Annotated in this window: 22 protein-coding genes; 12 read left to right on the top strand and 10 right to left on the bottom strand. The window is 70.9% G+C overall.

Annotation, left to right across the window (positions count from 1 at the left end; translation table 11 throughout):
* Positions 1 to 111 precede the first annotated feature (111 nt).
* The 3 genes from ACIOJD_RS24695 to ACIOJD_RS24705 all read left to right on the top strand — a co-directional run bounded on the left by ACIOJD_RS24695 (position 112) and on the right by ACIOJD_RS24705 (position 2,663).
* Complete coding sequence (locus ACIOJD_RS24695) at positions 112 to 477, top strand: DUF488 domain-containing protein (RefSeq protein ID WP_401917512.1); 366 nt, start codon at positions 112 to 114, stop codon at positions 475 to 477.
* Positions 478 to 623: 146 nt separating this feature from the next.
* Entirely contained in the window at positions 624 to 2,024 is a 1,401-nt protein-coding gene (locus ACIOJD_RS24700) for an FAD-binding oxidoreductase (protein ID WP_401917514.1), read from the top strand.
* Positions 2,025 to 2,192: 168 nt separating this feature from the next.
* Positions 2,193 to 2,663: a hypothetical protein gene (locus ACIOJD_RS24705; protein ID WP_401917516.1), complete on the top strand. Its 471-nt coding sequence runs from the start codon at positions 2,193 to 2,195 to the stop codon at positions 2,661 to 2,663.
* A 15-nt stretch (positions 2,664 to 2,678) separates the two neighbouring features.
* Here ACIOJD_RS24705 and ACIOJD_RS24710 read toward each other — a convergent pair whose 3' ends face one another.
* Positions 2,679 to 5,063: an alpha-L-fucosidase gene (locus ACIOJD_RS24710; RefSeq protein WP_401917518.1), complete on the bottom strand. Its 2,385-nt coding sequence runs from the start codon at positions 5,061 to 5,063 to the stop codon at positions 2,679 to 2,681.
* 388 nt (positions 5,064 to 5,451) lie between these two features.
* Between ACIOJD_RS24710 and ACIOJD_RS24715 the strand changes: the two genes are divergently transcribed.
* On the top strand, positions 5,452 to 6,810 hold the full coding sequence (locus ACIOJD_RS24715) for a M14 family metallopeptidase (protein ID WP_401917520.1): 1,359 nt from the start codon (positions 5,452 to 5,454) through the stop codon (positions 6,808 to 6,810).
* Positions 6,811 to 6,892: 82 nt separating this feature from the next.
* Here ACIOJD_RS24715 and ACIOJD_RS24720 read toward each other — a convergent pair whose 3' ends face one another.
* Complete coding sequence (locus tag ACIOJD_RS24720; RefSeq protein ID WP_401917522.1) at positions 6,893 to 8,335, bottom strand: dihydrolipoyl dehydrogenase family protein; 1,443 nt, start codon at positions 8,333 to 8,335, stop codon at positions 6,893 to 6,895.
* A gap of 128 nt (positions 8,336 to 8,463) precedes the next feature.
* Between ACIOJD_RS24720 and trxA the strand changes: the two genes are divergently transcribed.
* Positions 8,464 to 8,874: a thioredoxin gene (trxA, locus tag ACIOJD_RS24725; RefSeq protein WP_401917523.1), complete on the top strand. Its 411-nt coding sequence runs from the start codon at positions 8,464 to 8,466 to the stop codon at positions 8,872 to 8,874.
* 87 nt (positions 8,875 to 8,961) lie between these two features.
* Here trxA and ACIOJD_RS24730 read toward each other — a convergent pair whose 3' ends face one another.
* From ACIOJD_RS24730 to ACIOJD_RS24740, 3 genes are all read right to left on the bottom strand, one after another.
* On the bottom strand, positions 8,962 to 10,152 hold the full coding sequence (locus ACIOJD_RS24730) for a thiolase family protein (RefSeq protein ID WP_401917525.1): 1,191 nt from the start codon (positions 10,150 to 10,152) through the stop codon (positions 8,962 to 8,964).
* Positions 10,153 to 10,350: 198 nt separating this feature from the next.
* On the bottom strand, positions 10,351 to 10,641 hold the full coding sequence (locus ACIOJD_RS24735) for a hypothetical protein (protein ID WP_401917527.1): 291 nt from the start codon (positions 10,639 to 10,641) through the stop codon (positions 10,351 to 10,353).
* A gap of 147 nt (positions 10,642 to 10,788) precedes the next feature.
* Positions 10,789 to 11,814 (bottom strand): LacI family DNA-binding transcriptional regulator, encoded by a 1,026-nt coding sequence (locus ACIOJD_RS24740; RefSeq protein WP_401917529.1) that lies wholly within the window; start codon positions 11,812 to 11,814, stop codon positions 10,789 to 10,791.
* Positions 11,815 to 12,035: 221 nt separating this feature from the next.
* On the opposite strand from ACIOJD_RS24740, the gene ACIOJD_RS24745 reads away from it, so the two are divergent.
* From ACIOJD_RS24745 to egtD, 5 genes are all read left to right on the top strand, one after another.
* On the top strand, positions 12,036 to 12,458 hold the full coding sequence (locus ACIOJD_RS24745) for a type II toxin-antitoxin system PemK/MazF family toxin (RefSeq protein WP_401918036.1): 423 nt from the start codon (positions 12,036 to 12,038) through the stop codon (positions 12,456 to 12,458).
* Positions 12,459 to 12,851: 393 nt separating this feature from the next.
* A complete protein-coding gene (gene egtA, locus ACIOJD_RS24750; RefSeq protein ID WP_401917531.1) occupies positions 12,852 to 14,126 on the top strand; it encodes an ergothioneine biosynthesis glutamate--cysteine ligase EgtA in 1,275 nt (424 codons plus the stop codon).
* A complete protein-coding gene (gene egtB, locus ACIOJD_RS24755; RefSeq protein WP_401917533.1) occupies positions 14,123 to 15,538 on the top strand; it encodes an ergothioneine biosynthesis protein EgtB in 1,416 nt (471 codons plus the stop codon). The genes egtA and egtB overlap by 4 nt, the downstream gene beginning before the upstream one ends.
* On the top strand, positions 15,538 to 16,293 hold the full coding sequence (gene egtC, locus ACIOJD_RS24760; protein WP_401917535.1) for an ergothioneine biosynthesis protein EgtC: 756 nt from the start codon (positions 15,538 to 15,540) through the stop codon (positions 16,291 to 16,293). The genes egtB and egtC overlap by 1 nt, the downstream gene beginning before the upstream one ends.
* Positions 16,290 to 17,252: an L-histidine N(alpha)-methyltransferase gene (egtD, locus tag ACIOJD_RS24765; protein ID WP_401917537.1), complete on the top strand. Its 963-nt coding sequence runs from the start codon at positions 16,290 to 16,292 to the stop codon at positions 17,250 to 17,252. The genes egtC and egtD overlap by 4 nt, the downstream gene beginning before the upstream one ends.
* Here egtD and ACIOJD_RS24770 read toward each other — a convergent pair.
* Together ACIOJD_RS24770 and ACIOJD_RS24775 are read right to left on the bottom strand one after the other, a co-directional pair.
* Positions 17,147 to 18,115 (bottom strand): lysophospholipid acyltransferase family protein, encoded by a 969-nt coding sequence (locus ACIOJD_RS24770; RefSeq protein WP_401917539.1) that lies wholly within the window; start codon positions 18,113 to 18,115, stop codon positions 17,147 to 17,149. The two genes, egtD and ACIOJD_RS24770, sit on opposite strands and share 106 nt — an antisense overlap.
* Positions 18,112 to 18,939 carry a GNAT family N-acetyltransferase gene (locus ACIOJD_RS24775; protein ID WP_401917540.1) on the bottom strand — a complete coding sequence of 276 codons (828 nt, stop codon included), beginning with the start codon at positions 18,937 to 18,939 and terminating at the stop codon, positions 18,112 to 18,114. The genes ACIOJD_RS24770 and ACIOJD_RS24775 overlap by 4 nt, the downstream gene beginning before the upstream one ends.
* A gap of 346 nt (positions 18,940 to 19,285) precedes the next feature.
* On the opposite strand from ACIOJD_RS24775, the gene ACIOJD_RS24780 reads away from it, so the two are divergent.
* Entirely contained in the window at positions 19,286 to 19,501 is a 216-nt protein-coding gene (locus ACIOJD_RS24780; protein WP_401917542.1) for a dodecin, read from the top strand.
* Between the two features lie 78 nt (positions 19,502 to 19,579).
* Here the strand turns inward: ACIOJD_RS24780 and ACIOJD_RS24785 are convergent, their stop codons facing one another.
* Genes ACIOJD_RS24785 through ACIOJD_RS24795 form a run of 3 tightly spaced genes read right to left on the bottom strand, consistent with a single transcriptional unit; the run spans position 19,580 to position 23,002 of the window.
* Complete coding sequence (locus tag ACIOJD_RS24785; RefSeq protein ID WP_401917544.1) at positions 19,580 to 20,326, bottom strand: succinate dehydrogenase/fumarate reductase iron-sulfur subunit; 747 nt, start codon at positions 20,324 to 20,326, stop codon at positions 19,580 to 19,582.
* Complete coding sequence (locus tag ACIOJD_RS24790) at positions 20,323 to 22,293, bottom strand: fumarate reductase/succinate dehydrogenase flavoprotein subunit (protein ID WP_401917546.1); 1,971 nt, start codon at positions 22,291 to 22,293, stop codon at positions 20,323 to 20,325. Before ACIOJD_RS24790 ends, ACIOJD_RS24785 begins: the two co-directional genes overlap by 4 nt.
* A 1-nt stretch (position 22,294) precedes the next feature.
* Complete coding sequence (locus tag ACIOJD_RS24795) at positions 22,295 to 23,002, bottom strand: succinate dehydrogenase (RefSeq protein ID WP_401917548.1); 708 nt, start codon at positions 23,000 to 23,002, stop codon at positions 22,295 to 22,297.
* An 82-nt stretch (positions 23,003 to 23,084) separates the two neighbouring features.
* Here ACIOJD_RS24795 and ACIOJD_RS24800 point away from each other — a divergent pair, with 82 nt between their 5' ends.
* The gene (locus ACIOJD_RS24800) at positions 23,085 to 24,035 is read left to right on the top strand and encodes a LysR family transcriptional regulator (RefSeq protein ID WP_401917550.1); all 951 of its coding nucleotides are present in this window, start codon (positions 23,085 to 23,087) and stop codon (positions 24,033 to 24,035) included.
* Positions 24,036 to 24,077 lie beyond the last annotated feature (42 nt).

Here is a 24,077-nt window from a genome sequence, read left to right on the forward strand (position 1 = left end):
AAGCCATCACCGGCCGCCTTGCGGCGGACGCCGCACCGGCCGAGCCTGGTACAAGGCAGCAGAAGCCTGGTGCAAAGCAGCAGACCGGCACGGGATCGAGAGGGACGCGTGATGGACACCTTCGCCGTACGAAGGGTGTACGACGGCCCGGACCCGGCCGACGCGAACCGGACGCGTGTCCTGGTGGACAGGCTGTGGCCCCGGGGCGTGTCCAAGGAACGTGCCGACATCGACGAATGGCTCAAGGACATCGCCCCCTCGGCGGACTTGCGCTCCTGGTACCACCACGATGCCTCCCGGTACGAGGAGTTCACGTCCCGGTACCGGGACGAACTCGACGACGCCGGGCGCCGAGAGGCCCTGGACCACCTGCTGGACATCGCCGGGAAGCAGCCGGTCACCCTGGTGACCGCGGTGAAGGACGTGGACCACAGCCACCTCCCGACACTGCTCCAGCGCCTGGGCGATTTCGTTTGATCAGCCGGTCGTCGGTCCAGGTGTGCCGTCGGCTCCTGGGTGCGCACATGACCGGGGTACGGCTCCGGGGTTACCGTCGAAGTATGTGAGAACAGCCGCCCGAGACAGCGGGGGGCGCCTCCTCCCCCGCGGGAAGCGGGGACGACATGGCACCGCGTGACGGGGAGAAGGACACGGCTCTCGACCGCCTCCGCACGGGCTTCGAGGGCGACGTGATCGTGCCGTCGGACACGTCCTATGACGAGGCTCGCGCCGTCTTCAACGGGATGATCGACCGGCGCCCGGCGGTCATCGCCCAGTGCGCGACCGAGAGCGACGTCGCACGGGCGATCTGTTTCGGACGCGGCCTCGGTCTGGAGATCGCGGTTCGCGGTGGCGGGCACGGCGTCGCGGGCATGGCCCTCAGCGACGGTGGTCTCGTCGTCGACCTGCGGCGGATGAACGCGGTCTCGGTCGCCGCCGACGCGCTCACCGCGCGGGTCGGCGGCGGCGCGGTGATGAGCGATCTCGACGGGGCGACGCAGCCGCACGCTCTGGCGACGACCGGCGGCCGGGTGTCCACCACGGGGATCGGCGGTTTCACCCTGGGTGGTGGCACCGGCTGGCTGGACCGCAAGTTCGGTCTGGCCTGCGACAACCTGCTCTCGGTGGACCTGGTGACCGCCGACGGAAACACCGTACGCGCGAGCGAGGACGAGAACCCCGAGCTGTTCTGGGCGCTGCACGGCGGGGGCGGCAACTTCGGTGTGGCCACCTCGATGACTTTCAGACTGTATCCACTGCCCGCGATGACCGCCGCCCTGTTGCTGTGGGCGCCCGAGGCGGGACCGGAAGTCCTGCGCGCCTACCGGGACTTCGTCGCATCGGCGCCGGACGAGGTCGGCGGAGGGCTGATATACATCACCGCGCCGCCCGAACCATTCGTACCGGAACACCTGGTGGGCACGCTCGTGTGCGCTGTGCTGATCACGTACACGGGCGGCGAGGCGGCGGCACGTGAGGTGGCCCGGCCGATGCTGGGTCTCGGTCACGAGGCCGAGATGATCGCCGAAATCCCGTACGCCGAGCTGCAACGCATGCTCGACGCCCCGCCCGGCTACCGGAACTACTGGTCCGCCGAGCACCTCGACAGCCTCCCCGACGAGGCCGTCGACCGTTTCTGCGCCCGCGCCGACGACATGATCGTGCCCTCACCCTCGCAGCATGTGCTGTTCCCGCAGGGTGGCGCGGTCGCCCGTGGTCCCATGGACCGCCCCCTGCCCTGGCGTCGCGCGCCGTGGGTCGTGCATCCCTTCGGTCTGTGGGACAACCCGGCCGACGACGACCGGGGCAGGCGGTGGGCCCGTGACCTACGAGCCGATGTCGCTCCCTGGTCGAGTGGTGCCGTGTATCTCAACTTCATCGGGCGCGAGGGGGAGGAACGCGTCGTCGCGGGGCTCGGCTCCCAGAACTACCGGCGTCTCGCCGCCGTGAAGGCCCGGTACGACCCGGACAACGTCTTCCGGCTCAACCACAACATCAAGCCCGCGCCGGCCGGGGAGTTCTAGAGTCCGCGACGTAGTCGCGCGTCGTCCGCGACCGGCCACGGCTGACCGGACAACTCCCGTGCGCCCAGGCGCACGCCGGTCTGTCCCGCCCGTCGCGTGAACGGACCGGCCCTGCCGTCCGTATCCCTCCGGACGCCCGAACCCACCATGTGAAACGAGGGACAACCGGTGACGCCCTGCCGCCCCCACCCCCCGCGCGCCGTCGCGCTCCTCGCGGCCCTCCTCCTGCCCGCGTTCCTCGTGGGCTGCTCGGCCGACCGGGCCGACACGCGCAACACCGCCCGCCCCACGCCGAGCACCAGCGCCGTGCCCTCCCCGGCACCCGCGAACATCGAGAAGATCGCCTCCCTTACCGGCTGCGAGGCCGAGATCCGGATGGAGGCCGACGAACTCCGCGAAGGCGTGTGCAAAACACCCCGGGGGAACTGGATCGTGACCACGTTCCCCGCCGAGAAGTTCAAACGGACCTGGCTGGACACCGCGAGCATGTACGGCGGCACCTATCTCGTCGGCCCGAAGTGGGCCATCGGTGCCAAGGTAGGCGTCCTCGAGCAGCTCCGTACGAAGGTCGGGGGCGAGCTCCAGGAACTGCGCAGCATCAACGACCCCGCCCCCGCGACCAGTTCACCCGCGACGTAACGGCACACGCGTGGTTCAGGAGCGCCACTCGATCTTGAACACCCACGCGTACCGGCCGGCCCGGCGCGCCGCCGCCGGTACGTCGACGACCAGTTTGCCGCCGGCTCCGCGCCAGCTCAGCGGCCGGCCGTACCCGAGCAGGGTCACCCGGTCCCCGGGCCTGATGGGCACGGGTGCCTCGACCGTCAGGGTGCTGCCCGGTTCGGCGAGCGAGTGGATGTAGAACGCCTTGTTCTGCCGGACCGTGAAGCGCAGGTCCTCGCCGAGCTGCGGCATTCTCGCCCAGTACGTACTGCCGTAGATCGCCTCGCCGTTGACCTTCAGCCACTGACCGGTCTCGCGCAGTCGGCGCTCCATGATCTCCGGGATCGTGCCGTCGGCCCGGGGACCGATGTCGAGGAGGAAGTTGCCGTTCTTGGAGACGATGTCGACGAGGGCGTGGACGACTTCCTCGGTGGTCATGTATCTGTCGTCGGGGGTGGCCCGGTTGTAGCCGTAGGAGCGCGGATCCAGCCCACGGCTGGCCTCCCACTTCGCGGTGACGACGGAGTCGTACGTCGTGTACTCGGGTGTGGTGAAGTCGTGCGGGCCGATGCCGGAGCGGTCGTTGACGGTCACCTCGACGGGGCGCGCCCGGTTCTTGGCGTGGTTGAAGTACTCGGCCAGGACCCGGTGACTGTCGTTGTCACCGCCGATGTCGCACCAGAGGACCTCGGGGTCGTATCCGTGGATCAACTCCAGCATCTGCGGGGCCTGGAGATCCTTGATGTAGTCCTTGCCCGCCGTGTGACCCGTGTACGGCACCGGTTCGAGGGTGTACGGATTGCGGGGCGCGTGCCCCTGCCAGGGGTGGTCGGGGTTGAACCATTCCGGCATCGAGAAGTACAGGCCTCGGTGCAACTCCGGTGTGTAGCGGCGCGACGCGTCGAACAGTTCTCTGATCAGGTCGCGCTTCGGCCCCATCTTCACGGAGTTGCGGTCGGAGACCTTGGTGTCCCAGAGGGCGAAGCCCTCATGATGCTTGGAGGTCAGGACGTGGTACTGGGCGCCCGCGTCCCGGAACAGCTCGACCCAGGACCGAGGATCGAACCTCTCGGCGCCAAAGCGCGGGATGAAGTCGTCGTAGGCGAACGATTCGCCGTACGTCTGCCGGTGGTAGGCGTACGTCGGGTTGTCCGGGTCCTGCATCTGGTCCCAGTACCACTCGGCGTACTGCACACCAACCGGTGCCCAGGCCGGCACGGAGTAGACCCCCCAGTGGATGAAGATGCCGAACTTCGCGTCCTGGAACCAGTACGGAGCCTGATGGGTGTTGAGGGAGTCGTCGGCCGGCCGGTAGTCGGGCACCCCGAGGGTGAGAGGGCTCCGGGCGTGCGCGGCCTGCTGTCCCCGGCCGCGTGCGACGACCCGGCCGTCCCGGCTCGTCCCCGGCACGGTGCCGGGCGCCGGTCTGATCCCGATCCGGACGCGGGCCTGCTCGCCGGGGGCGAGCCGGGTGACCGTGGCCGGTGCGACGGTACGGGCGCCCGGGACGTCCACGGAGAGGCTGAGCGCGTCGGCGGCGAGGATGCCCACCGTGCCCGCGTTGACGACCGTGGCCTCGACGCTCTGGTCGCCATGGTCCAGCAGGGAGGGCGTCGAACGCGCGTCCCGTACCGCCAACACCCGCCCTTCCGCGACCGGTTGGAGGGAGAGCGCGAAGACGTGGAGCGACGAGGCGTCGGGTTCGGCGGGGCGGGTGACCGGCAGGGTCAGTGCCACCGCCTCCCTGCCCGGGTCGACGGCGATCTCGGACGCGGCGATGACGACCCGGTGCGGGTCCTTGGCGCCGGTGGGGCCGTAGCGGTACGGGGCGGCGAGACCGCCCGTACCCACGTACCAGTCGGGACCGCCGAGCGCCGCGGTCGAGGTGGAACCGTCGGCGTAGTGGACGGTGACGGTGCCCGAGGCCGCGCCGTAGCTGCACGCGACGAGGAAGTGGCCCGACAGATACCGGCCCGCAGGCAGCTCGATCCGCTGACCGAGGGCCACGATGTTGTTCCTCGCCCCCGCCGCGGAGGGCGGGAAGAGGTAGCCGATGCCACCGAACTCCACTTCTCCGGAAGGGAGTTCCTCTCCGGGGAAGGTGTAGCCGGAGCCGTCGAAGTCGCCTCCTCGGGCGTCCTCGGTGTCAATGCCGTCGTTGTCGAACCACCGCTCCAGCGGAACCGGCACTGCGGCCGGGACCGTGCCCCATCCCTCACCCCGCCGGTCCATCTCCGCCTCCGTGTCCGTATCCGCGCCCGTCCCTGTGGGCACGGCGTGCGCACTCGCTTCAGCCGTGGCCGGGTGGATCAGAGCGGCGCCGATGGCCGCTCCTGCCGTCATTCCGATCAGGTGGCGTCTGGGGAGCTCCGTCATGAGATCCGATGATTGGAGCATGACAAGTAGCTGTCAATGCATCTTTCAGGACGTGCCTCGGATTCCCATCCCCCACTCATCGGATGAATGGCGGGCCGACGACGCGCCCCTCGGCGCGCCGTCACACGACGGCCGCCGAAGCGGGCGACCATAGGTCCCGCCCGCACGGGCGATGAGAGCATCGACTTCATCGCGCCAACTCGGCTCTATTTCAAGGAAGTTGCCAATCCCGTTCATCCTCATCACACCCTTGACCGGGTCATGCCATGCGTTCAGGATGGCCCCGGACGGACCACCCTCACTTCCCTCACATCCCGCACCGGGCATGTCGCAGTGACCCCCACCACGTCGCGGTGACACCCCCACCACTCCACTCCCGGGAGACTTCATGCGACTCCGAATCCGCGGAAGCGGCGGCAACAGACGCAGACGGGCGGCCACCCTGGCCACCGTGCTGACGCTGGCTCTTGGCCTCACCGCCACGGCCACGGCCAGCAACGCCGGTTCCGCTCCCCCGGTGGCCTCCGACGAGGCGACGGCCGCAGACGAGGACATCCAGCAGTACGAGATCCAGATGCACGCCACCTCCGCGACGCGTACCACGCTCGCCAGGACCGGTGTGACGATCGACGAGTCGGACAGCGAGAGCGTGGTCGTCTCCGCCGATCCCGCGCAGGCGAAGAAGCTCCGCGCACTCGGCTACGAACCCACACCGCTGGGCGCCGTACCGGACCGCACCGCGAACGGCGACGTCAAGCCGTTCGACTTTCCCTCCGCGGACTCGAAGTACCACAACTACGCGGAGATGACGAGCGAGATCAGCTCCGTCATCGCGGCGAACCCGGGCATCGTGAGCCAGCGCGTCATCGGCACCTCGTACCAGGGCCGGAACATCGTCGCCATCAAGGTCAGCGACAACGTCGCCACCGACGAGAGCGAGCCCGAGGTCCTCTTCACGCACCACCAGCACGCGCGTGAGCACCTCACGGTGGAGATGGCGCTCTATCTGCTGAAGCAGTTCACCTCCGGGTACGGCACCGACTCACGCGTGACCGACATCGTGAACAACCGTGAGATCTGGATCGTCCCGGACCTCAACCCGGACGGCGGCGAGTACGACATCGCGACCGGTTCGTACCGCAGCTGGCGCAAGAACCGCCAGCCCAACTCCGGCTCCAGCGCGGTCGGTACGGACCTCAACCGCAACTGGGCGTACCAGTGGGGCTGCTGCGGTGGCTCGTCCGGCAGCGCGTCCTCGGACACCTACCGGGGCGCCGCCGCCGAGTCCGCGCCCGAGGTGAAGGTCGTGGCGAACTTCGCACGCAGCCGGGTCGTCGGTGGCAAACAGCAGTTGAAGGCCGCGATCGACTTCCACACCTACAGCGAGCTGGTGCTCTGGCCGTTCGGCTACACCACCGCCAACACCACCACGGGGATGACGGCGGACGACCGTAACGCCTTCGCCGCCGTGGGCGGGAAGATGGCCGCCAGCAACGGCTACACCCCCGAGCAGTCCAGCGACCTCTACATCACGGACGGCTCGATCGACGACTGGCTGTGGGGGTCACAGAAGGTCTTCGCGTACACCTTCGAGATGTACCCCTCATCGAGTTCGGGCGGTGGCTTCTACCCGCCCGACGAGGTGATCGACCGGGAGACGAGCAGGAACCGGGACGCGGTGCTGCAACTCCTGGAGAACTCGGACTGCATGTACCGGTCCATCGGCAAGGAGTCTCAGTACTGCTGAGCCGGTGCCCGGCCGTCGGGGGCGCTCCGATCCTCACGGGGTGCCCCCGCCGTACGCGGGTCGCCCGTGACGGCGACACCGCTCAGCCGCTGTCGCCGTCACGGTACGCCTCCAGCAGCCGCAGCCACACCTCGCTGATCGTCGGGAACGCCGGAACCGCGTGCCACAGACGGGCGATCGGCACCTCCCCCACGACCGCGATCGTCGCGGAGTGCAGCATCTCCCCGACCGCCGGGCCCGCGAAAGTGACGCCACGGAGAATCTCCCGGTCCAGGTCGACGACCATGCGGGCGCGCCCCCGGTAGCCGTCGGCGTAGAGGGCCGCGCCCGAGACGGCGCCGAGGTCGCAGTCGACGGCGCGGACACGGTGGCCCGCCGCTTCGGCCTCGGCGAGGGTGAGGCCGACCGAGGAGACCTCGGGTTCCGTGAAGACGACCTGGGTGACAGCGACGTGGTCGGCGGTGGCGGCGTGGGCGCTCCAGGGGCCGGAGTCCGGCGCGGACGCGCCCCGCGCCCTGGCCGCGATGGCGGGCCCGGCGATACGGGCCTGGTACTTGCCCTGGTGGGTGAGCAGGGCACGGTGGTTGACGTCGCCGACCGCGTACAGCCAGTCGATACCCTCGACCCGGCAGCTGTCGTCGACCGTGAGCCAGGAGCCCGCCTCCAGGCCGACCGACTCCATGCCCAGGTCGTCCGTACGCGGAGCGCGCCCGGTGGCGAAGAGCACCTCGTCGGCCTCGATCCGTTCGCCGTCCGCCAGCACCACGGTCACCGGGCCCTTCCCGCCCTCGCGCTCGACCGCGGCGACCGAGACCCCCGTACGGACCGTGGCGCCCGCCTCCGTCAGCGACTGGGCGACCAGCTCACCGACGAAGGACTCCATCCTCGGCAGCAGGCCGCCGCCGCGGACCAGCAGTGTGACCTCCGCGCCGAGCGCCCGCCACGCGGTCGCCATCTCCGCGCCCACCACGCCCCCGCCGACCACCACCAGCCGGCCCGGTACCTCCTGGGAGCTGGTCGCCTCGCGGCTCGTCCAGGGCCGGGCGTCGGCGAGCCCCGGCAGAGCTGGCAGTACGGCCCGGCTGCCCGTGCACACGGCGACGGCGTGGCGGGCGGTCAGTACCTGTTCCTCCCCGTCGCGGCCGGTGACGGTGACCCGCTTCGTGCCGTCCAGCCGGCCGTGGCCCCGGTGGATCCGGGCTCCGATGCCGTCGAGCCACGCGACCTGGCCGTCGTCCTTCCAATGCGAGGTGAACTCGTCACGGTGGGCGAGCACGGCCTTGGCGTCCAGCGGCCCCCGCACGGACTGACGCAGTCCCGGTACCCGGCGGGCGTCCGCACGGGCGAGCGCGGGGCGCAGCAGGGACTTGCTGGGAATACAGGCCCAGTACGAGCACTCGCCGCCGATCAGTTCGCTCTCCACGACCGCCACGCTCAGCCCGGCGGCCCGGACCCGGTCGGCGACGTTCTCCCCGACCGGCCCCGCGCCCACCACCACAACGTCGTACTCCATGGGTTCCGTCATGGGATCAGTCTGGTGCGATGCCGTTCGCATGGCGACACGATCTTCGGGCAGGGGCCAGGAATACGCCGAAGACGCACACCGTTGTCGCAAGCGGCTTCACCCGGAGAGCAGAGAGAGGTAATCAGGCCATGGCCACAGTGGAACTCACCAAGGAGAACTTCGACCAGACGGTGTCGGAGAACGACTTCATTCTGATCGATTTCTGGGCTTCCTGGTGCGGTCCGTGCCGCCAGTTCGCCCCGGTCTACGAGCAGGCCTCCGACCGTCACGACGACCTCGTGTTCGCCAAGGTCGACACCGAGGCGCAGCAGGAGCTGGCCGCCGCGTTCGACATTCGTTCCATCCCGACGCTGATGATCGTCCGGGAGAACGTCGCGGTGTTCGCCCAGCCCGGCGCGCTGCCCGAGGCGGCCCTGGAGGACGTGATCGGCCAGGCGCGCGCGCTGGACATGGACGAGGTCCGCAAGTCGGTCGCGGAGGCCGAGGCCCAGTCGGCCGCCGAAGGCGCCGAGACCCCGCAGGGCGTCCAGGGCTCCTAGGTCCTGTCCGGTGTGAGGCCCCGGACACGGCCGGGACCCGAGTCATGACACGGCCGGGCCCCGGCCGTGTGCGTGCCCCCTCGACCGTCAGCGTTCCAGGACGAGCGCGAGGCCTTGGCCCACGCCGATACAGAGCGCGGCCAGGCCCGTACCGGAACCGGCCGCGGCGAGCTGATGGGCCACGGATCCGGCGAGGCGGGCACCGGAGGCGCCGAGCGGATGGCCGAGGGCGATGGCGCCGCCGCGCGGGTTGACGACGGCCGGATCGAGACCGGGCCACTCCGCGAGGCAGCCCAACGACTGGGCGGCAAACGCCTCGTTGAGTTCGAACGTGGTGAGGTCGGCGAAGGTACGGTCCGACTTGGCCAGGGCCCGCCGGACCGCCTCGACCGGCCCGAGACCGAAGAGCTGCGGCTCGACGCCGGTGACCGCGGAACTCCTGATCCGGGCGAGCGGCTCGCGTCCGGTCTCGCGCAGGCCGTCCTCGTCGACGAGGAGCAGTGCGGCGGCCCCGTCGTTGAGAGGCGAGGCGTTGCCGGCCGTCACGGTCCCGGTCCCGTCGGTACGGAAGACCGGCTTCAGCTTGGCGAGCGCCTCCATCGAGCCGCCGTCCCGGACGCACTCGTCCCGGCCCAGCTCCACACCGTCGTACGGGACGACCTCGCCGTCGTACAGACCCGCGGCCCAGGCGTCGGCGGCCTTGCGGTGGCTGGCGAGGGCGAACGCGTCCTGCTGTTCACGGGTGATCGTGTGCTTGTCGGCGATCTGTTCTGCGCCCTCACCGAGCGGGACGGTCCACTCGGCGGGCAGCGCGGGGTTGGTCATGCGCCAGCCCAGGGTGGTCGAGTGCAGCTGCTGATGTCCGGCCGGGAAGGCCCGTTCCGGCTTCTGGAGGACCCAGGGAGCCCGGGACATCGACTCGACGCCACCCGCCACGACGACGGACGCGTCACCGAGGGCGATCGCGCGGGCCGCCTGGATGACCGCTTCGAGGCCGGAACCGCAGAGCCGGTTGACGGTCACTCCCGGCACGGTCACCGGCAGTCCGGCGAGCAGGACGGCCATGCGTGCCACATCGCGGTTGTCCTCGCCGGCGCCGTTCGCGTCCCCGAGGACCACATCGTCGATCCTGCCCGGGTCGAGCCGCGGGGATCGGCTCACCAGCGACTTCACCACATGCGCGGCGAGGTCGTCGGGGCGCACGGAGGACAGGGCGCCACCGAATCTACCGATCGGCGTACGGACGGCGTCGACGATGTAGACGTCGCGAATGCTCATCGGATCTCCGCTCCGGCTTCTCTCCCACGACGGCGACACACCAGGCCGGCTTGCCCGCCACGTGAACCATCGTTCACCATGATCGACCCCGAGTCTCTGCCCGCCGGCCACCGCTGTCAACGGGCGGAACCCGCCCCGAAGTTGCCGGCCCGCCGGAGCGGGGAGCTGCCGTGCCGCGTGGCCTCGTCGTCGCCGCCGTCAATCCGGTCCCCGCGTCAGCCCGCCGGAGGCGGCGATCACACGGACCGACAAGCCGTAGTCGAGTTCCTCACCGTCGATCAACAGCGCTTCCACCGTGCGGGTTTCGGTGTCGATGTCCGCCTCCATGCCCCCGCCCGTGTAGCGCGGATAGCCGGAGGATCCCCTCTCGCCCGTCGCCTCGACGACGGCCGAGCGCAGGGCGTTCTCCGCAGTGGGCGGGCCGTGGTGGTGTTCGTCGGTGAACTCGGCCACCAGCAGGATCTCGAAGCGCCGCGGGACGGTAGTCATGCAGCCGACGCTAGCCACCCGGCCGTGTCGCCGCATGTCGCCGCCCTGCGCCTCCCCGGAAGCGTCCCGCCCGAACGTCCCGCCCGAACGTCCCTGCCGGGACCACCGCTCCCGGCAGCGCCCCGCCCCCCTCACCGTCCGGTCCGATCAGGTGGATTCGCGGTGGACGGCCCGCGCCCCCATCAGGTCGAGCCGTTCCGGCTCCCCGTCCGGGTCACGGACGACCCGGTCCACCAGGTCCGCCAGCCGTTGTCCCGTCACCAGGTCGATATGCACCGTGGAGAGCCGGGGGCGCAGCAGTCTGCCGAGCAGCACATCGTCGGAGCCGATCACCGCCGTCTCCTCCGGCACGCCGATCCCTTCGTCCAGAAGCGCCCGCATCAGCAGCATCGCGTACTCGTCGTTGTACGCGAAGACGGCGTCCAGGCCGAGCCCGCGCCAGCGGGCGGCGAGGCGGGCCGCCGGCTCCTCCTCGTACACCAGCGGGAGCGGTTCGATCCGCGCGCCGGTACCGGCCGCGACGGCGCGAGCGCCCGTCAGGCGCAGGTCGGCGAAGACTTCCAGCCCCGGTTCGTCGGGCATCACCACACCGATCCGCCGGTAGCCGCGCTCGATGAGATGGGCCACCGCCCGGCTGCCGATCTCGCGCTGGTCCATGACCAGGGCATGCGCCCCGGCGACCGGTTCCGGACCGAGCGTTATGACGGCGCGCGCGCCGGACCGTTTGAGTGTGTCCACTCCCTGCGGTGTCAGGGCGACCTCGCCGAGCGAGACGACGGCGACGGGCCGCAACTCGGCCCAGGCACGGGCCGCCCCGTCCCCGTCGAGGCCGAGGCTCCCGTACTGCACCACGGTGTAGTCGAGCCGGCGCAGGGCCCACTGGAGTTCGTTGAAGAAGCGGCTGTAGAACCGCCCGACCGGGACTCGGCCCGAGGGCAGAAGCACGATCCGGGTATGCCCGGCCCGCAGACTGCGGGCGGCGGCGTGCGGCACATAGCCGAGTCGCTCGGCGGCCTCGCGCACCTTGATCCGGGTGGGTTCGCTGATCCGTACGGCCGAGGTGTTGTTCAGTACGTACGAGACGGTGGCCCGCGAGACTCCGGCCAGTCGTGCGACGTCGGCACTGGTCGGAACGGGGTGGTCGGCGGAGAACTGCTCAGGTAAGTGGTTCATCGCTCCCGGATCCTTCCAGACGGCCGACGGCGCGGTCCGGCGGATGCCGGTTAATCACCGGCAGTGGATGCCGGTTGTTCCCGGCAGCCGTCGACGGCGAGTGTGGAGACCCGGCCGACGGGCAGCGGTGGACGGGATCTAACGTCGTGCGGATGAGGCCCTTCTCCGATGCCGGCAGCGGCAACCGCGCCCCCCACCACGCCCACGACGACAGCCCTGACCTGCCCGGTCGCGGCGGTCCGGCCGCGACGACCGAGGCCGAGCCCCGCCAGGTGGGCCCAGTCCGCACCTCGTACGCCCCGGAACACGACGGCGACCCCGACCCCGGCGAGATCGTCTGGACCTGGGTGCCCTTCGAGGAGAACGACGGGCGCGGCAAGGACCGGCCGGTGCTGGTGGTCGCCCGTGAGGCGGCCGGCACACTGCTCGCCGTGCAGCTCTCCAGCAAGCGCCACAACAACGACCGTGAGTGGGTGCCGATCGGTGTGGGGCCGTGGGACCGCGCGGGCCGTGATTCCTGGGTGAATGTCGACCGGGTCCTGCGGGTCCACGAGAAGGGCATGCGGCGCGAGGCGTGCGCTCTGGACCGGGGGCGGTTCAACCTGGTCGTCAACCGGCTCAGGGAGCTCTACGGCTGGCGCTGAGCCGAAGCCTTACGGTGCGGGCCGGACGGTGGACACCGCCCGGCCCGCACATCCGGCTCCAGGGTGACCGGAACCGGCCCTGGCCGGTACGTCCGTCGTTCCGGCCGGCGCCGCTTCCACCACCCCGCGCATCCTCGCCCCAGACCCGTCCGGGGCGCGGCGCCTCCCCGTTCGGACGATCTCCCCGGTGTGCTTCGCGACGCCCCGCAACCATGCGCTCACGGGGGAAATCGTGCGTGGACCACCGGGCCCGGGGCAAGCGGATATCCGACGGAACAGTGATCGCACGGGCACTCTTGTGCGAAGCGGCAAGAGTGCCCTTAGGTTGGACGAAGCGCTCCGCCCCGACCCGGGACGGGGTCCGGTCACGGTCTTCGACAGAAGGATCCGGCCATGCCACCCGACAGTTTCACCGATGAGGATTCACCGCTCGGCGAGAACGACGCCCTGGATCTGGTCCGCGGTATCTGCTTCAAGACGGGCCCGCCCCGCACCGTGGGCGTAGAACTGGAATGGCTCGTCCACGACCTGCACTCCCCCGAACGACCGGTCCCGGCCCTCCGTCTCCACGACGCGTTCGACGACCTGCGGACCCTGCGCCTGCGATCGGCACTCACCTTCGAACCCGGCGGCCAGCTGGAGCTCAGCTCCCCGCCCGCCGAGTCCTTGATGGAGTGCATCACCACCACCGCCGCCGACCTGGACGCCGTACGCCCGGCGCTGCGTACGGCAGGCCTCAGACTCTCCGGTCTCGGTCACGATCCCTGGCACTCCCCCCACCGCATGCTGCGCGAGCCGCGCTACGACGCGATGGAGGCCTATCTGGACCGGATCGGTCCGGCCGGGCGGGCCATGATGCGGTCGACGGCCTCCATCCAGGTGTGCCTGGACGCGGGCCACGAGGAGCCGGGCCCGCTCGGGTACGGCAGGCGCTGGCAGCTGGCCCATCTGCTGGGCGCGGTGCTGGTCGCCGCGTTCGCGAACTCGCCGATGCGGGAGGGCGGACAGACCGGCTGGCGCTCCACCCGGCAGGCGATGTGGGCCGAGCTGGACCCGGCTCGCACCGCCGCGCCGTCCGCCCGGTCCGGGCCGCGCGAGGCGTGGGCCACGCACGCCCTGGACGCGCCGGTGATGTGTATCAGGGCGGACCGGGGCCCGTGGTCCGTGCCGGAGGGGCTGAGCTTCCGGGACTGGATCCGGTCGGGGCTGCCGCGTCCGCCGGTCCGCGCCGATCTCGACTACCACCTCACCACGCTCTTCCCGCCCATCCGGCCGCGCGGTCATCTGGAACTGCGGATGATCGACGCGCAGCCCGGGGAGGACGGCTGGATGGTGCCGCTCGCCGTCACCACCGCGCTGTTCGACGACGCCGAGGCGTCGGAGACCGTGTACCGCACCGTCAAGTCACTCGCCGAGACGGCCGGCTCCCTGACCGCCCCCCACAACCCCCTCTGGGTCAACGCCGCCCGGTACGGCCTGGCCGACCCCGAGTTGCACTCCGCCGCGACGGCCTGCTTCGCCGCCGCCCAGGAAGCTCTTCCGCGCATCGGCGCCACCCCGGCCGTGCGGGACGCGGTAGCCGCCTTCAACGACCGCTACGTCCTGCCGGGCCGATGTCCCGCCGACGATCTGCGCACGCCCGTGACCGGGAAGGATCTCCTCTCATGACCGACCGCCCCACCCGGACCGCCGACCTGCCCGCCGCCGTACCGGCCGAGCAGTTGCGGCGCCGCGCCCTCGACTCCTTGACGGCCGCCCGGGACCGTACCTCCCTGCTGACCTCGTGTGTCGACGACCATGAGCTGACCGCGCAGCACTCGCCGCTGATGTCCCCGCTGGTCTGGGACCTGGCGCACATCGGCAATCAGGAGGAGCAGTGGCTGCTGCGGACCGTAGGAGGCCGTGACGCCATCCGCCCGGAGATCGACTCGGTGTACGACGCGTTCGAGCATCCCCGGTCCGCGCGGCCCACGCTGCCCCTGCTGCCGCCGGCCGAGGCACGGGCGTACGCCGCCGACGTACGGGGCCGGGTCCTGGACATCGTCGAGCGCACGCCGCTGCACGGCGGCGGTCCGCTGCTGGACGCGGGCTTCGCCTTCGGGATGATCGCGCAGCACGAGCAGCAGCACGACGAGACCATGCTCATCACCCACCAGCTGCGGCGGGGCCCCAGCGCGCTGACCGCGCCGCCGCCGCCCGCCGGGGACACGTCGGGGCTGCCCTCCGAAGTGCTCGTACCGGCCGGGCCCTTCACCATGGGCACCTCCACCGAACCATGGGCGCTGGACAATGAGCGCCCGGCGCATCAGCGGCTCGTCCCGGCGTTTTTCATCGACACCGTGCCGGTGACCAACGGCGCCTATCAGCAGTTCATCGAGGACGGCGGCTACACGCACGAGCGCTGGTGGGCCGCCGAGGGCTGGGCGCAGATCCGCGAACACAACATCGGCGCGCCGCTGTTCTGGCGGCGCGAGGGCGGGCAGTGGGTGCGCCGCCGCTTCGGGGCGGTGGAGCCGGTCCCCGCCGAGGAGCCGGTGCTGCATGTGAGCTGGTACGAGGCCGACGCGTACGCCCGCTGGGCGGGGCGGCGGCTGCCGAGCGAGGAGGAGTGGGAGAAGGCGGCCCGCTACGACCCCGCGTCGGGCCGGTCGTCGCGCTATCCGTGGGGCGACGAGGAGGCCACACCTGAGCGGGCCAACCTGGGCCAGCGCCATCTTCAGCCGGCCCCGGCGGGCAGCTATCCGCGAGGCGCTTCCCCGCTGGGGGTACGGCAGTTGATCGGGGACGTCTGGGAGTGGACGTCGAGCGACTTCCTGCCGTATCCGGGCTTCGCGGCCTTCCCGTACCGCGAGTACTCCGAGGTGTTCTTCGGCGCTGCGCACAAGGTGCTGCGGGGCGGCTCGTTCGCGGTGGACGAGGTGGCGTGCCGGGGTACGTTCCGCAACTGGGACCTGCCGGTGCGCCGCCAGATCTTCTCCGGCTTCCGTACGGCCCGTACGGCCGATTCCGTGATCAGCGATCGTGTGCCCGCCGATTCCACCACGGCGGGTTCCTCGGGGTCAGGGTCCGGTGGTGCCTGATGTGCCGTCATATCGCTTACCTCGGACCACCGGTGGCGCTGCGCGAGATTCTCGTCGAGCCTCCGCACGCGCTGTACCGGCAGTCGTGGGCACCGCGCCGCCAGCGGAACGGGACCGTCAACGCTGATGGTTTCGGCGTCGGTTGGTACGCCGACGGCGATCCGGTGCCCGCCCGCTACCGGCGGGCCGGTCCCATCTGGGGGGACCTCGGGTTCACCGATCTGGCACGGGTGGTCCGTACCGGATCCCTGCTCGCCGCGGTGCGTGACGCGACCGAACCGGGCGCCGACGGCGAGGCGGCGGCGGCGCCGTTCGCCGCCGGCCGCTGGCTGTTCAGCCACAACGGCGCGGTCGGCGGCTGGCCCGGCGGTGTCGCGCCCCTGGCCGCCTCGCTCCCCGCCGAGGAACTGCTCTCGCTCGCGGCCCGCAACGACTCCGCGCTGGTGTGGGCGCTGCTGCTGCACCGGCTGCGGGCCGGGGACGAGCTGGGCCAGGCGCTGGCCGACACCGTCCTCGACGTCGCCACGGCCGCGCCCGTCTCCCGGCTCAATCTGCTGGTCACCGACGGTGAGCGGATCGCGGCGACCTCCTGGGGCGACACGCTCTGGTGCCTCACCGGTCCCGGCGACCGCTCGGTGGTGGCCTCGGAGCCGTACGACGACGATCCGCGCTGGCGCGAGGTCCCGGACCGCACTTTGCTGGTGGCGACCCGCACCGACGTTCTGCTCTCCCCTCTCAAGGAGCCCCCCGCGTGAGCCCGTTCCTGCTGACCCGCACGCTGCCCGAGGATGCCACGGAGGCCGCACTGCGTGCCGATGTGCTCCAGGGGCTGACCCGTACGCCCAAGACGCTGCCGCCCAAATGGTTCTACGACGCCCGGGGCAGCGAGCTGTTCGAGGAGATCACCAGGCTGCCCGAGTACTACCCGACCCGGGCCGAACGGGAGATCCTCGTCGCCCGCGCGCCGGAGATCGCGGCGGCGACCGGCGCGCGCACCCTGATCGAGCTGGGCTCGGGATCGTCCGACAAGACCCGCCATCTGCTCGACGCGCTGACCGGCCTGCACAGCTATGTGCCGGTCGATGTGAGCGAGAGCGCGCTGACCGGGGCGGCCGAGACCCTGCTCGGCGAGCGGCCCGGACTCCATGTGCACGCGCTGATCGCCGACTTCACCGGCGGGCTGGCGCTGCCCGGCACCCCGGGGCCCCGGCTGGTCGCGTTCCTCGGCGGCACGATCGGCAATCTGCTGCCCGCCGAACGCGCGGCGTTCCTGGCCTCGGTCCGGGCGCTGCTGGTGCCCGGTGACACCCTGCTGCTCGGCACGGACCTGGTCAAGGACGAGTCCGTGCTGGTCCGGGCATACGACGACGCGACCGGTGTGACGGCCGCGTTCAACAAGAACGTACTGACCGTCATCAACCGGGAGCTCGGCGCGGACTTCGCCCCGGCCGACTTCGACCATGTGGCGCTCTGGGATCCGGAGCGGGAGTGGATCGAGATGCGGCTGCGGGCACGCCGTGCCCTCACCGTGAAGATCCCCGAACTGGATCTGGTGGCGCACTTCGAGGCCGGTGAGGAGGTGCGTACGGAGGTGTCGGCGAAGTTCCGTCAGGACCGGGTACGGACCGAACTGGCCGATGCGGGAATGGAGTTGTCGCACTGGTGGACCGACGAGGCCGGCCGGTTCGCCCTGTCGCTCGCGACGGTGGTCTGAGCCACGGCGGCGCGCGCGACGGCGGTCCCGGAGGAAGCGCGACCGGCGGCAGCGGACCCGAGTACGGCCGTACGGGCCGCGTGGGCCAGCGATCGGCGGTCGGTGTGGCGCCCGGCGGGGATCGGCGGCAGGACCGTGATCTCCGCCGTGAGCCCGCCGGCCGTCACGACCCGCCACAGCGACGCGGGCAGTGTGTCGTTCCCGACGAACGCCGGGGCGCCGGAGGCCTGTCCGTCCGGTGCCCGGTAGGTGATGCGTACGGGACGTACGGGAACCCCGGCGTCGAGCGCGGCCTGGAAGACCGCCGAGGTGAACCGGCCCTGGTCCTGGCCGCACCACGTACAGCCCTCGGGAAAGACGACCACCCGGGAACCGGCGGTGAGCGCCTCGGAGACGGTCCGTACGGCGCCGGGCAGGGCCCGCAGCCTTTCGCGCTCCACGAAGAGCGTGCCGCCCCTGGCGGCCAGCACACCCATGACCGGCCAGCTCCGGATCTCGCTCTTGGCCAGCATCCGCGACGGGAAGACGGTGCCGAGGGCCGGTATGTCCAGCCAGGAGATGTGGTTGGCGACGACCAGCACTCCACCGCTCGCCTGCCGGGACCGGCGCAGGGCCGGGCGCTGTCCCGCGACCCGGACCCGCAGTCCGAAGACCCGGAGGACCGAATGGGCCCATGCGGCGGTGAGCCGGTCCCGTACGGCCGCACCCAACAGGGCGAGAAGTGGCGTGAGCAGCGCCCCGGCCAGGACGAGCGGGATTCCCACCAGCAGTCGGCCCACCGCGGCCAACGCGCGGGTCCTGGGGCCGCGGTGGGTGGCGCAGTCGTGCGGGGTACAGGGCGCGACGGGCAGCCAGGCGCTCATGCGGCGGGAACGAGGGAGAGGAAGTGCCGCAGGTAGCGGGGGTTGGTGCGGCGCATCGACAGCAGGACGTACAGGTCGGCGACGCCGAACTCCGGGTCGTGCGCGGGCGCCCCGCACACCCAGGCGCCGAGCCGCAGATAGCCACGCAGCAGGGGCGGCAGCTCGGAGGGGACCGCGGGGGCGACGGAGTCGTCCGGGGTCCAGAGGCGGCGCGGGGTGACCTGGTACTCCTCGGGCGCGAGGTTCCTGTTCTTCACGCCGTGCCAGGTCGAGGCCGCCAGGGTGCCGCCGTCCGCGAGCGGAATCGAGCAGCAGCCCGCCAGCCAGTTGTGTCCGGTGGCGGTCATGTAGCGGGCGAGTCCGCCCCAGATCAGGGCGATGACGCCGCCGGTGCGGTGCAGCGGGTGGACGCAGGAACGGCCGACCTCGACCAGGTCGTGCCGGATCGGTGCGAGCCGGGTGAGGTCGAATTCGCTGTCGGAGTAGATCCGTCCGGCGGCCCTGGCGGCCGCGGGCGGCAGCAGCCGGTACGTACCGACGACCTCGCCGGTGCTCTCCTCGCGCACCAACAGGTGGTCGCAGTAGTCGTCGAACGCGTCGACGTCCAGGCCGGGCTCCGGCCCGTCGAGCCGCGCGCCCAGCTCGCCGGCGAAGACCAGATGACGCAGGCGCTGCGCGGCCCGTACGTCGTCCTGGGTGCGGGCGAGGGAGACCACGTAGCGCGACTCGTCACCGCCGGCGGGGGGAGCCGGAGTGACGGTGGGGGCGAACGCGGCTGCGGTCAGGGTGGACGAGGGGAACGGAGCGGGTGCGATGGCGGACATGACGAACTCCTGTGCCGGTGGGGAAGGCCGGTGGCCGGAACCCGACGTCGGCGCGTCGGGCCCCGCACGCTGTCCCTTCGTTTCTTCCGTGACCGACTGGATTTGACATGACCACACGGAGGAGTGCGGATGTGAGACGGCTGAATGAAGGGGTCTCCCCCGAAAAGAGGTCTCCCGAGCCAGGGGGCACTTACCGGCCACGCGCCTCGCGGACCGCCGCGTGGTGGGGCACGGTGGGGTGACGAGCAAGACGTTCACGACACCTGATGACATCCATGATGCAAGAGACGCAAAAGCTGTACGAGACGTACGAGACGCATGAAACGCGCGAAGAGGAGAGCGGCTCATGTCCCACCACACCTACCGGGTCACCGAGATCGTCGGTACCTCCCACGAGGGGATCGACGACGCCATCCGCAACGGCGTCAGCCGGGCTTCCCAGACGCTGAGAGGTCTGGACTGGTTCGAGATGACGGAAGTCCGCGGCCATATCGTCGACGGCGACATCGAGCACTACCAGGTGGGTCTGAAGGTCGGTTTCCGCCTGGAGGAGGGCATCTGACAGGCCGGTGCGGGGCGGGCCGGCCGGGGCGCGCCCGTGCGCCCCTGAAACCCGCACGGGCGCGCCCCGGCCGCCGCCCTAACGCGTGACCTTGCGGGCCGCCCTCAGCCACTCCTTGTTCATCGCTGCGATCGACGGCAGCGGAATGCCCTTCGGGCACGCGGTGGCGCACTCGCCCGTGAGAGTGCAGCCGCCGAAGCCCTCCTCGTCCATGGTCGCGACCATGTCGAGGACGCGGGTCTCCCGCTCGGGCGCGCCCTGCGGCAGCACATTGAGGTGGTTGACCTTGGCCGAGGTGAAGAGCATCGCGGAGCCGTTGGGGCAGGCCGCGACGCAGGCGCCGCAGCCGATGCACTCCGCGTGTTCGAAGGCGGAGTCGGCGTCGGGTTTGGGCACCGGGGTGGCGTGGGCCTCGGGCGCGGCTCCGGTGGGGACGGTGATGTAACCGCCGGAGCCGATGATCCGGTCGAAGGCGGTACGGTCCACCACGAGGTCCTTGACCACCGGGAAGGCACCGGCCCGCCAGGGCTCGATGTCGATGGTGTCGCCGTCGTCGAAGTGCCGCATGTGGAGCTGGCAGGTGGTGGTGCGTTCGGGGCCGTGGGCGTCGCCGTTGATGACGACGCCGCAGGCGCCGCAGATGCCTTCGCGGCAGTCGTGGTCGAAGGCGACCGGTTCGTCGCCCTTGAGGATCAGTTCCTCGTTGAGGGTGTCGAGCATCTCCAGGAACGACATGTCCTCGGAGATGCCGTCGATGCGGTAGGTGACCATGGCACCGGGGGCGTCGGCGTCCGGCTGGCGCCAGACGCGCAGGGTGAGCCTCATGCGTAGCTCCGCTGGGTGGGGTGGACGTACTCGAAGACGAGGTCTTCCTTGTGCAGGACGGGCGCGGCGCCGGTCCGGGTGAACTCCCAGGCCGCCGCGTACGTGAACTCCTCGTCGCGGCGCGCCGCCTCACCGCCCCCGGTCTGTGACTCCTCGCGGAAGTGGCCGCCGCAGGACTCGGCGCGGTGCAGGGCGTCGAGGCACATCAGCTCGGCGAGTTCCAGGTAGTCGACGATGCGATTGGCCTTCTCCAGCGACTGGTTGAGCTGTTCGCCGGTGCCCGGCACCTTGATCCGGCGCCAGAACTCCGCGCGGATCTGCGGGATCCGGTCGAGCGCCTTGCGCAGTCCCTCCTCGCTGCGGGCCATCCCGCAGTGCTCCCAGAGGAGTTCGCCGACCTCCTTGTGGAAGGAGTCGGGCGTGCGGTCGCCGTCGACGGCGAGCAGCAACCGCAGCCGGTCCTCGGTCTCGGCGACGGTTTCCTCGACAGCCGGGTGGGAGTCGTCGATCTCGTCGTGGTGCGGATGGCGGGCGAGATAGTCGTTGATCGTGGAGGGCAGGACGAAATAGCCGTCGGCCAGGCCCTGCATCAGGGCGGACGCGCCGAGCCGGTTGGCTCCGTGGTCGGAGAAGTTGGCCTCGCCGATCGCGAACAGACCGGGAATGGTGGTCTGGAGGTCGTAGTCGACCCAGAGTCCGCCCATCGTGTAGTGGATCGCCGGGTAGATGCGCATCGGCGCCTCGTACGGGTTCTCGGCGGTGATCCGCTCGTACATCTCGAAGAGGTTGCCGTACTTCTCCTCGACCGCCTTGCGGCCGAGCCTGGCGATGGCGTCGGCGAAGTCGAGATAGACGCCCTGGCCGCCGGGCCCGACGCCGCGTCCCTCGTCGCAGACGTTCTTCGCCGCCCGCGAGGCGATGTCACGCGGGACGAGGTTCCCGAAGGCGGGGTAGATCCGCTCCAGGTAGTAGTCGCGCTCATCCTCGGGGATCTCGGCCGGCGGACGCCGGTCGCCGCGCGCCTTCGGCACCCAGATCCGGCCGTCGTTGCGCAGCGATTCACTCATCAGCGTCAGCTTGGACTGGTGCTCACCGGAGCGCGGGATGCAGGTGGGGTGGATCTGGGTGAAGCAGGGGTTGGCGAAATGCGCGCCGCGCCGGTGCGCCCGCCAAATGGCCGTCGCGTTGCTGTTCTTGGCGTTGGTCGAGAGGTAGAAGACGTTGCCGTAGCCGCCGGAGGCGAGGACCACCGCGTCCGCAAAGTACGTGGAGATCCTGCCGGTGATCAGGTCCCGGGCGACGATGCCGCGGGCCCGTCCGTCGATGACGATCAGGTCGAGCATCTCGGTACGGGGGTGCATCTCGACGGTGCCCGCGGCGATCTGCCGTGACAGTGCCTGGTAGGCGCCGAGGAGCAGTTGCTGGCCCGTCTGGCCGCGCGCGTAGAAGGTACGGGAGACCTGCACGCCGCCGAAGGAACGGGTGTCGAGGAGTCCGCCGTACTCCCGGGCGAAGGGCACGCCCTGGGCGACACACTGGTCGATGATCTCGACCGAGACCTCGGCGAGCCGGTGGACGTTGGACTCGCGGGCCCGGAAGTCGCCGCCCTTGACGGTGTCGTAGAAGAGCCGTTGGACGGAGTCGCCGTCGTTGCGGTAGTTCTTGGCGGCGTTGATGCCGCCCTGGGCGGCGATGGAGTGGGCGCGGCGGGGCGAGTCCTGGTAGCAGAACTGGACGACGTGGTAGCCCTGTTCGGCGAGCGTGGCGCCCGCGGCGCCGCCCGCCAGCCCCGTACCGACGACGATCACGGTGTGCTTGCGGCGGTTGGCCGGGTTGACCAGCTTGGCCTCGAACCGGCGCCTGTTCCAGCGCTCGGCGACGGGGCCGTCCGGGGCCTTGGTGTCGGCGATCGGTTCGCCGAGGGCGTACGCGCTGTAGTCGGCGTAGTCGGTGGATTGGTTGTTCATGTCAGCTCACCACTCCGGTCATGACGGCGACGGGTACGGCGACGAAGCCCGCGGTCAGGACCAGCGCCAGCACGTTGGCCGTGGCCTTGAGGACGCGGTCGCGGGTGGCGTTGCCCACGCCGAGGGTCTGTGCGGCACTCCAGAAGCCGTGCCGGATGTGCAGGCCGAGGGCGAGCATCGCGACGATGTAGATGACGTTGCCGTACCAGGTGGAGAAGGTGTCCACGACGTTCTGGTACGGGCGGCCGGACTGGAAGCCGCCCGTGTGCACGGTGCCGGTCGTCAGGTCGAGGATGTGCCAGACGATGAACAGGGCGAGGATGATCCCGCCCCAGCGCATGGTGCGGGTGGCATAGCTCGCGCGGGGCCGCTTGTGTACGTACTTGCTGGGGCGGGCGGCGAGGTCCCGGCGGCTCAACTGGTAGGCGCAGACGCCGTGCAGGACGACGGCGACGACGAGGACGACTCGTACGATCCAGAGCGCCCATTCGTAGTGCAGCATGGGCTCGCCCATGGTCCGCAGCCAGTGCGCGTACTCGTTGAAGGCGTCGAGCCCGAAGAAGATCTTCAGGTTGCCGTACATGTGCGCGACCAGATAGCCGAGCATGATCAGGCCGGTCACGGCCATGACCGTCTTCTTCCCGACCGTCGATACCCACAGGGTGCGGGCCAAGGAGGGCCGTCGGTCCGTCCGCGTTGCCAGAGCCATGGACAGAACGCTAGATCTCGGCGGCTCAGAGGTCCAAGACATGGTCCGGCTGATCTCCATAGGCTGCGCCTATCATGAAGGGATGCAGTTCCAGCAGCTTCTGTACTTCGTGGCCGTCGCGGAGACCCGGCACTTCACACGCGCCGCCGAGCGCGTCCATGTCTCGCAGCCGTCGCTGTCTCAGCAGATCAGGGCGCTGGAGAAGGAGCTGGGGGCCGAGCTGTTCAGCCGGGCCCGGGGCAATGTCGCGCTCACCGACGCCGGTGAGGCACTGCTCCCGCTGGCCCGGCGCATCCTCGCCGACACGGAGACCGCCCGGCACGAGGTACTGGAGCTGGTGCAGCTGCGCCGCGGCCGGGTCAGGCTGGGGGCGCCACCGAGTCTGTGCACGGGGCTGCTGCCCGAGGTGCTGCGGGCCTTCCACGATCTCCACCCGGGCATCGAGCTGCTGATCGAGGAGAGCGGTTCGCACGATCTGGTACGGGAGCTGGCGCGCGGCGCGCTGGATCTCGCGCTGGTGGTGATGCCGCTGCCGGCCGCCTCCCCCGCGCTCACCACGGTCGAGCTGCTGCACGAGGATCTGGTCGTGGTCTCCTCGGCGGCCTCGCCCGCCCCGCGGCGCCCGGTCCGGATCGCCGATCTGGAGGGCGAGCCGCTGGTGATGTTCCGGCACGGCTACGATCTGCGCGAGCTGACCGTGGCCGCCTGCCGGGCCGAGGGGTTCGAGCCGTCGTTCACCGTGGAGGGCGGCGAGATGGACGCCGTCCTCGGCTTCGTACGGGCCGGTCTCGGCCTGGCCGTCGTACCGAGCATGGTGGCGGCGCGGGCCCGCGATCTGCGGGTCACCGCCCTGGCCCGGCCGGGGCTGCGCCGTACGATCGCGCTCGCGCACCGCAGCGATGTCGCCCCGCCGCGGGCCGCCCGCGAGCTCCAGAAGGTGCTGCTGGCCACCCAGGCCGGGGTCCGGGGCCCGGCGGAAGGCGGGGCCCCGGCTTCTGCCGGGCCGTCACCATGGGCGCCCCGCACGGAGTGAACCGCCAGGTCCTGCCCGGCCGGTCTTCGCCGGGCCCGGAAC

The organism is Streptomyces sp. NPDC088116 (genome assembly GCF_044741745.1).
Lineage (GTDB): Bacteria > Actinomycetota > Actinomycetes > Streptomycetales > Streptomycetaceae > Streptomyces.

What these genes read in the sequence shown, in the direction of transcription:
- ACIOJD_RS24740 (WP_401917529.1), bottom strand. Translation starts at nt 11,814, where the DNA reads ATGAACCACTTACCTGAGCAGTTCTCCGCCGACCACCCCGTTCCGACC.
- ACIOJD_RS24730 (WP_401917525.1), bottom strand. Translation starts at nt 10,152, where the DNA reads ATGAGCATTCGCGACGTCTACATCGTCGACGCCGTCCGTACGCCGATC.
- ACIOJD_RS24715 (WP_401917520.1), top strand. Translation starts at nt 5,452, where the DNA reads ATGCGACTCCGAATCCGCGGAAGCGGCGGCAACAGACGCAGACGGGCG.
- ACIOJD_RS24710 (WP_401917518.1), bottom strand. Translation starts at nt 5,063, where the DNA reads ATGACGGAGCTCCCCAGACGCCACCTGATCGGAATGACGGCAGGAGCG.
- ACIOJD_RS24695 (WP_401917512.1), top strand. Translation starts at nt 112, where the DNA reads ATGGACACCTTCGCCGTACGAAGGGTGTACGACGGCCCGGACCCGGCC.
- ACIOJD_RS24735 (WP_401917527.1), bottom strand. Translation starts at nt 10,641, where the DNA reads ATGACTACCGTCCCGCGGCGCTTCGAGATCCTGCTGGTGGCCGAGTTC.
- egtB (WP_401917533.1), top strand. Translation starts at nt 14,123, where the DNA reads ATGACCGACCGCCCCACCCGGACCGCCGACCTGCCCGCCGCCGTACCG.
- ACIOJD_RS24795 (WP_401917548.1), bottom strand. Translation starts at nt 23,002, where the DNA reads ATGGCTCTGGCAACGCGGACGGACCGACGGCCCTCCTTGGCCCGCACC.
- ACIOJD_RS24700 (WP_401917514.1), top strand. Translation starts at nt 624, where the DNA reads ATGGCACCGCGTGACGGGGAGAAGGACACGGCTCTCGACCGCCTCCGC.
- egtC (WP_401917535.1), top strand. Translation starts at nt 15,538, where the DNA reads ATGTGCCGTCATATCGCTTACCTCGGACCACCGGTGGCGCTGCGCGAG.
- ACIOJD_RS24720 (WP_401917522.1), bottom strand. Translation starts at nt 8,335, where the DNA reads ATGACGGAACCCATGGAGTACGACGTTGTGGTGGTGGGCGCGGGGCCG.
- ACIOJD_RS24800 (WP_401917550.1), top strand. Translation starts at nt 23,085, where the DNA reads ATGCAGTTCCAGCAGCTTCTGTACTTCGTGGCCGTCGCGGAGACCCGG.
- ACIOJD_RS24780 (WP_401917542.1), top strand. Translation starts at nt 19,286, where the DNA reads ATGTCCCACCACACCTACCGGGTCACCGAGATCGTCGGTACCTCCCAC.
- egtA (WP_401917531.1), top strand. Translation starts at nt 12,852, where the DNA reads ATGCCACCCGACAGTTTCACCGATGAGGATTCACCGCTCGGCGAGAAC.
- ACIOJD_RS24770 (WP_401917539.1), bottom strand. Translation starts at nt 18,115, where the DNA reads ATGAGCGCCTGGCTGCCCGTCGCGCCCTGTACCCCGCACGACTGCGCC.
- ACIOJD_RS24785 (WP_401917544.1), bottom strand. Translation starts at nt 20,326, where the DNA reads ATGAGGCTCACCCTGCGCGTCTGGCGCCAGCCGGACGCCGACGCCCCC.
- ACIOJD_RS24790 (WP_401917546.1), bottom strand. Translation starts at nt 22,293, where the DNA reads ATGAACAACCAATCCACCGACTACGCCGACTACAGCGCGTACGCCCTC.
- trxA (WP_401917523.1), top strand. Translation starts at nt 8,464, where the DNA reads ATGGCCACAGTGGAACTCACCAAGGAGAACTTCGACCAGACGGTGTCG.
- ACIOJD_RS24775 (WP_401917540.1), bottom strand. Translation starts at nt 18,939, where the DNA reads ATGTCCGCCATCGCACCCGCTCCGTTCCCCTCGTCCACCCTGACCGCA.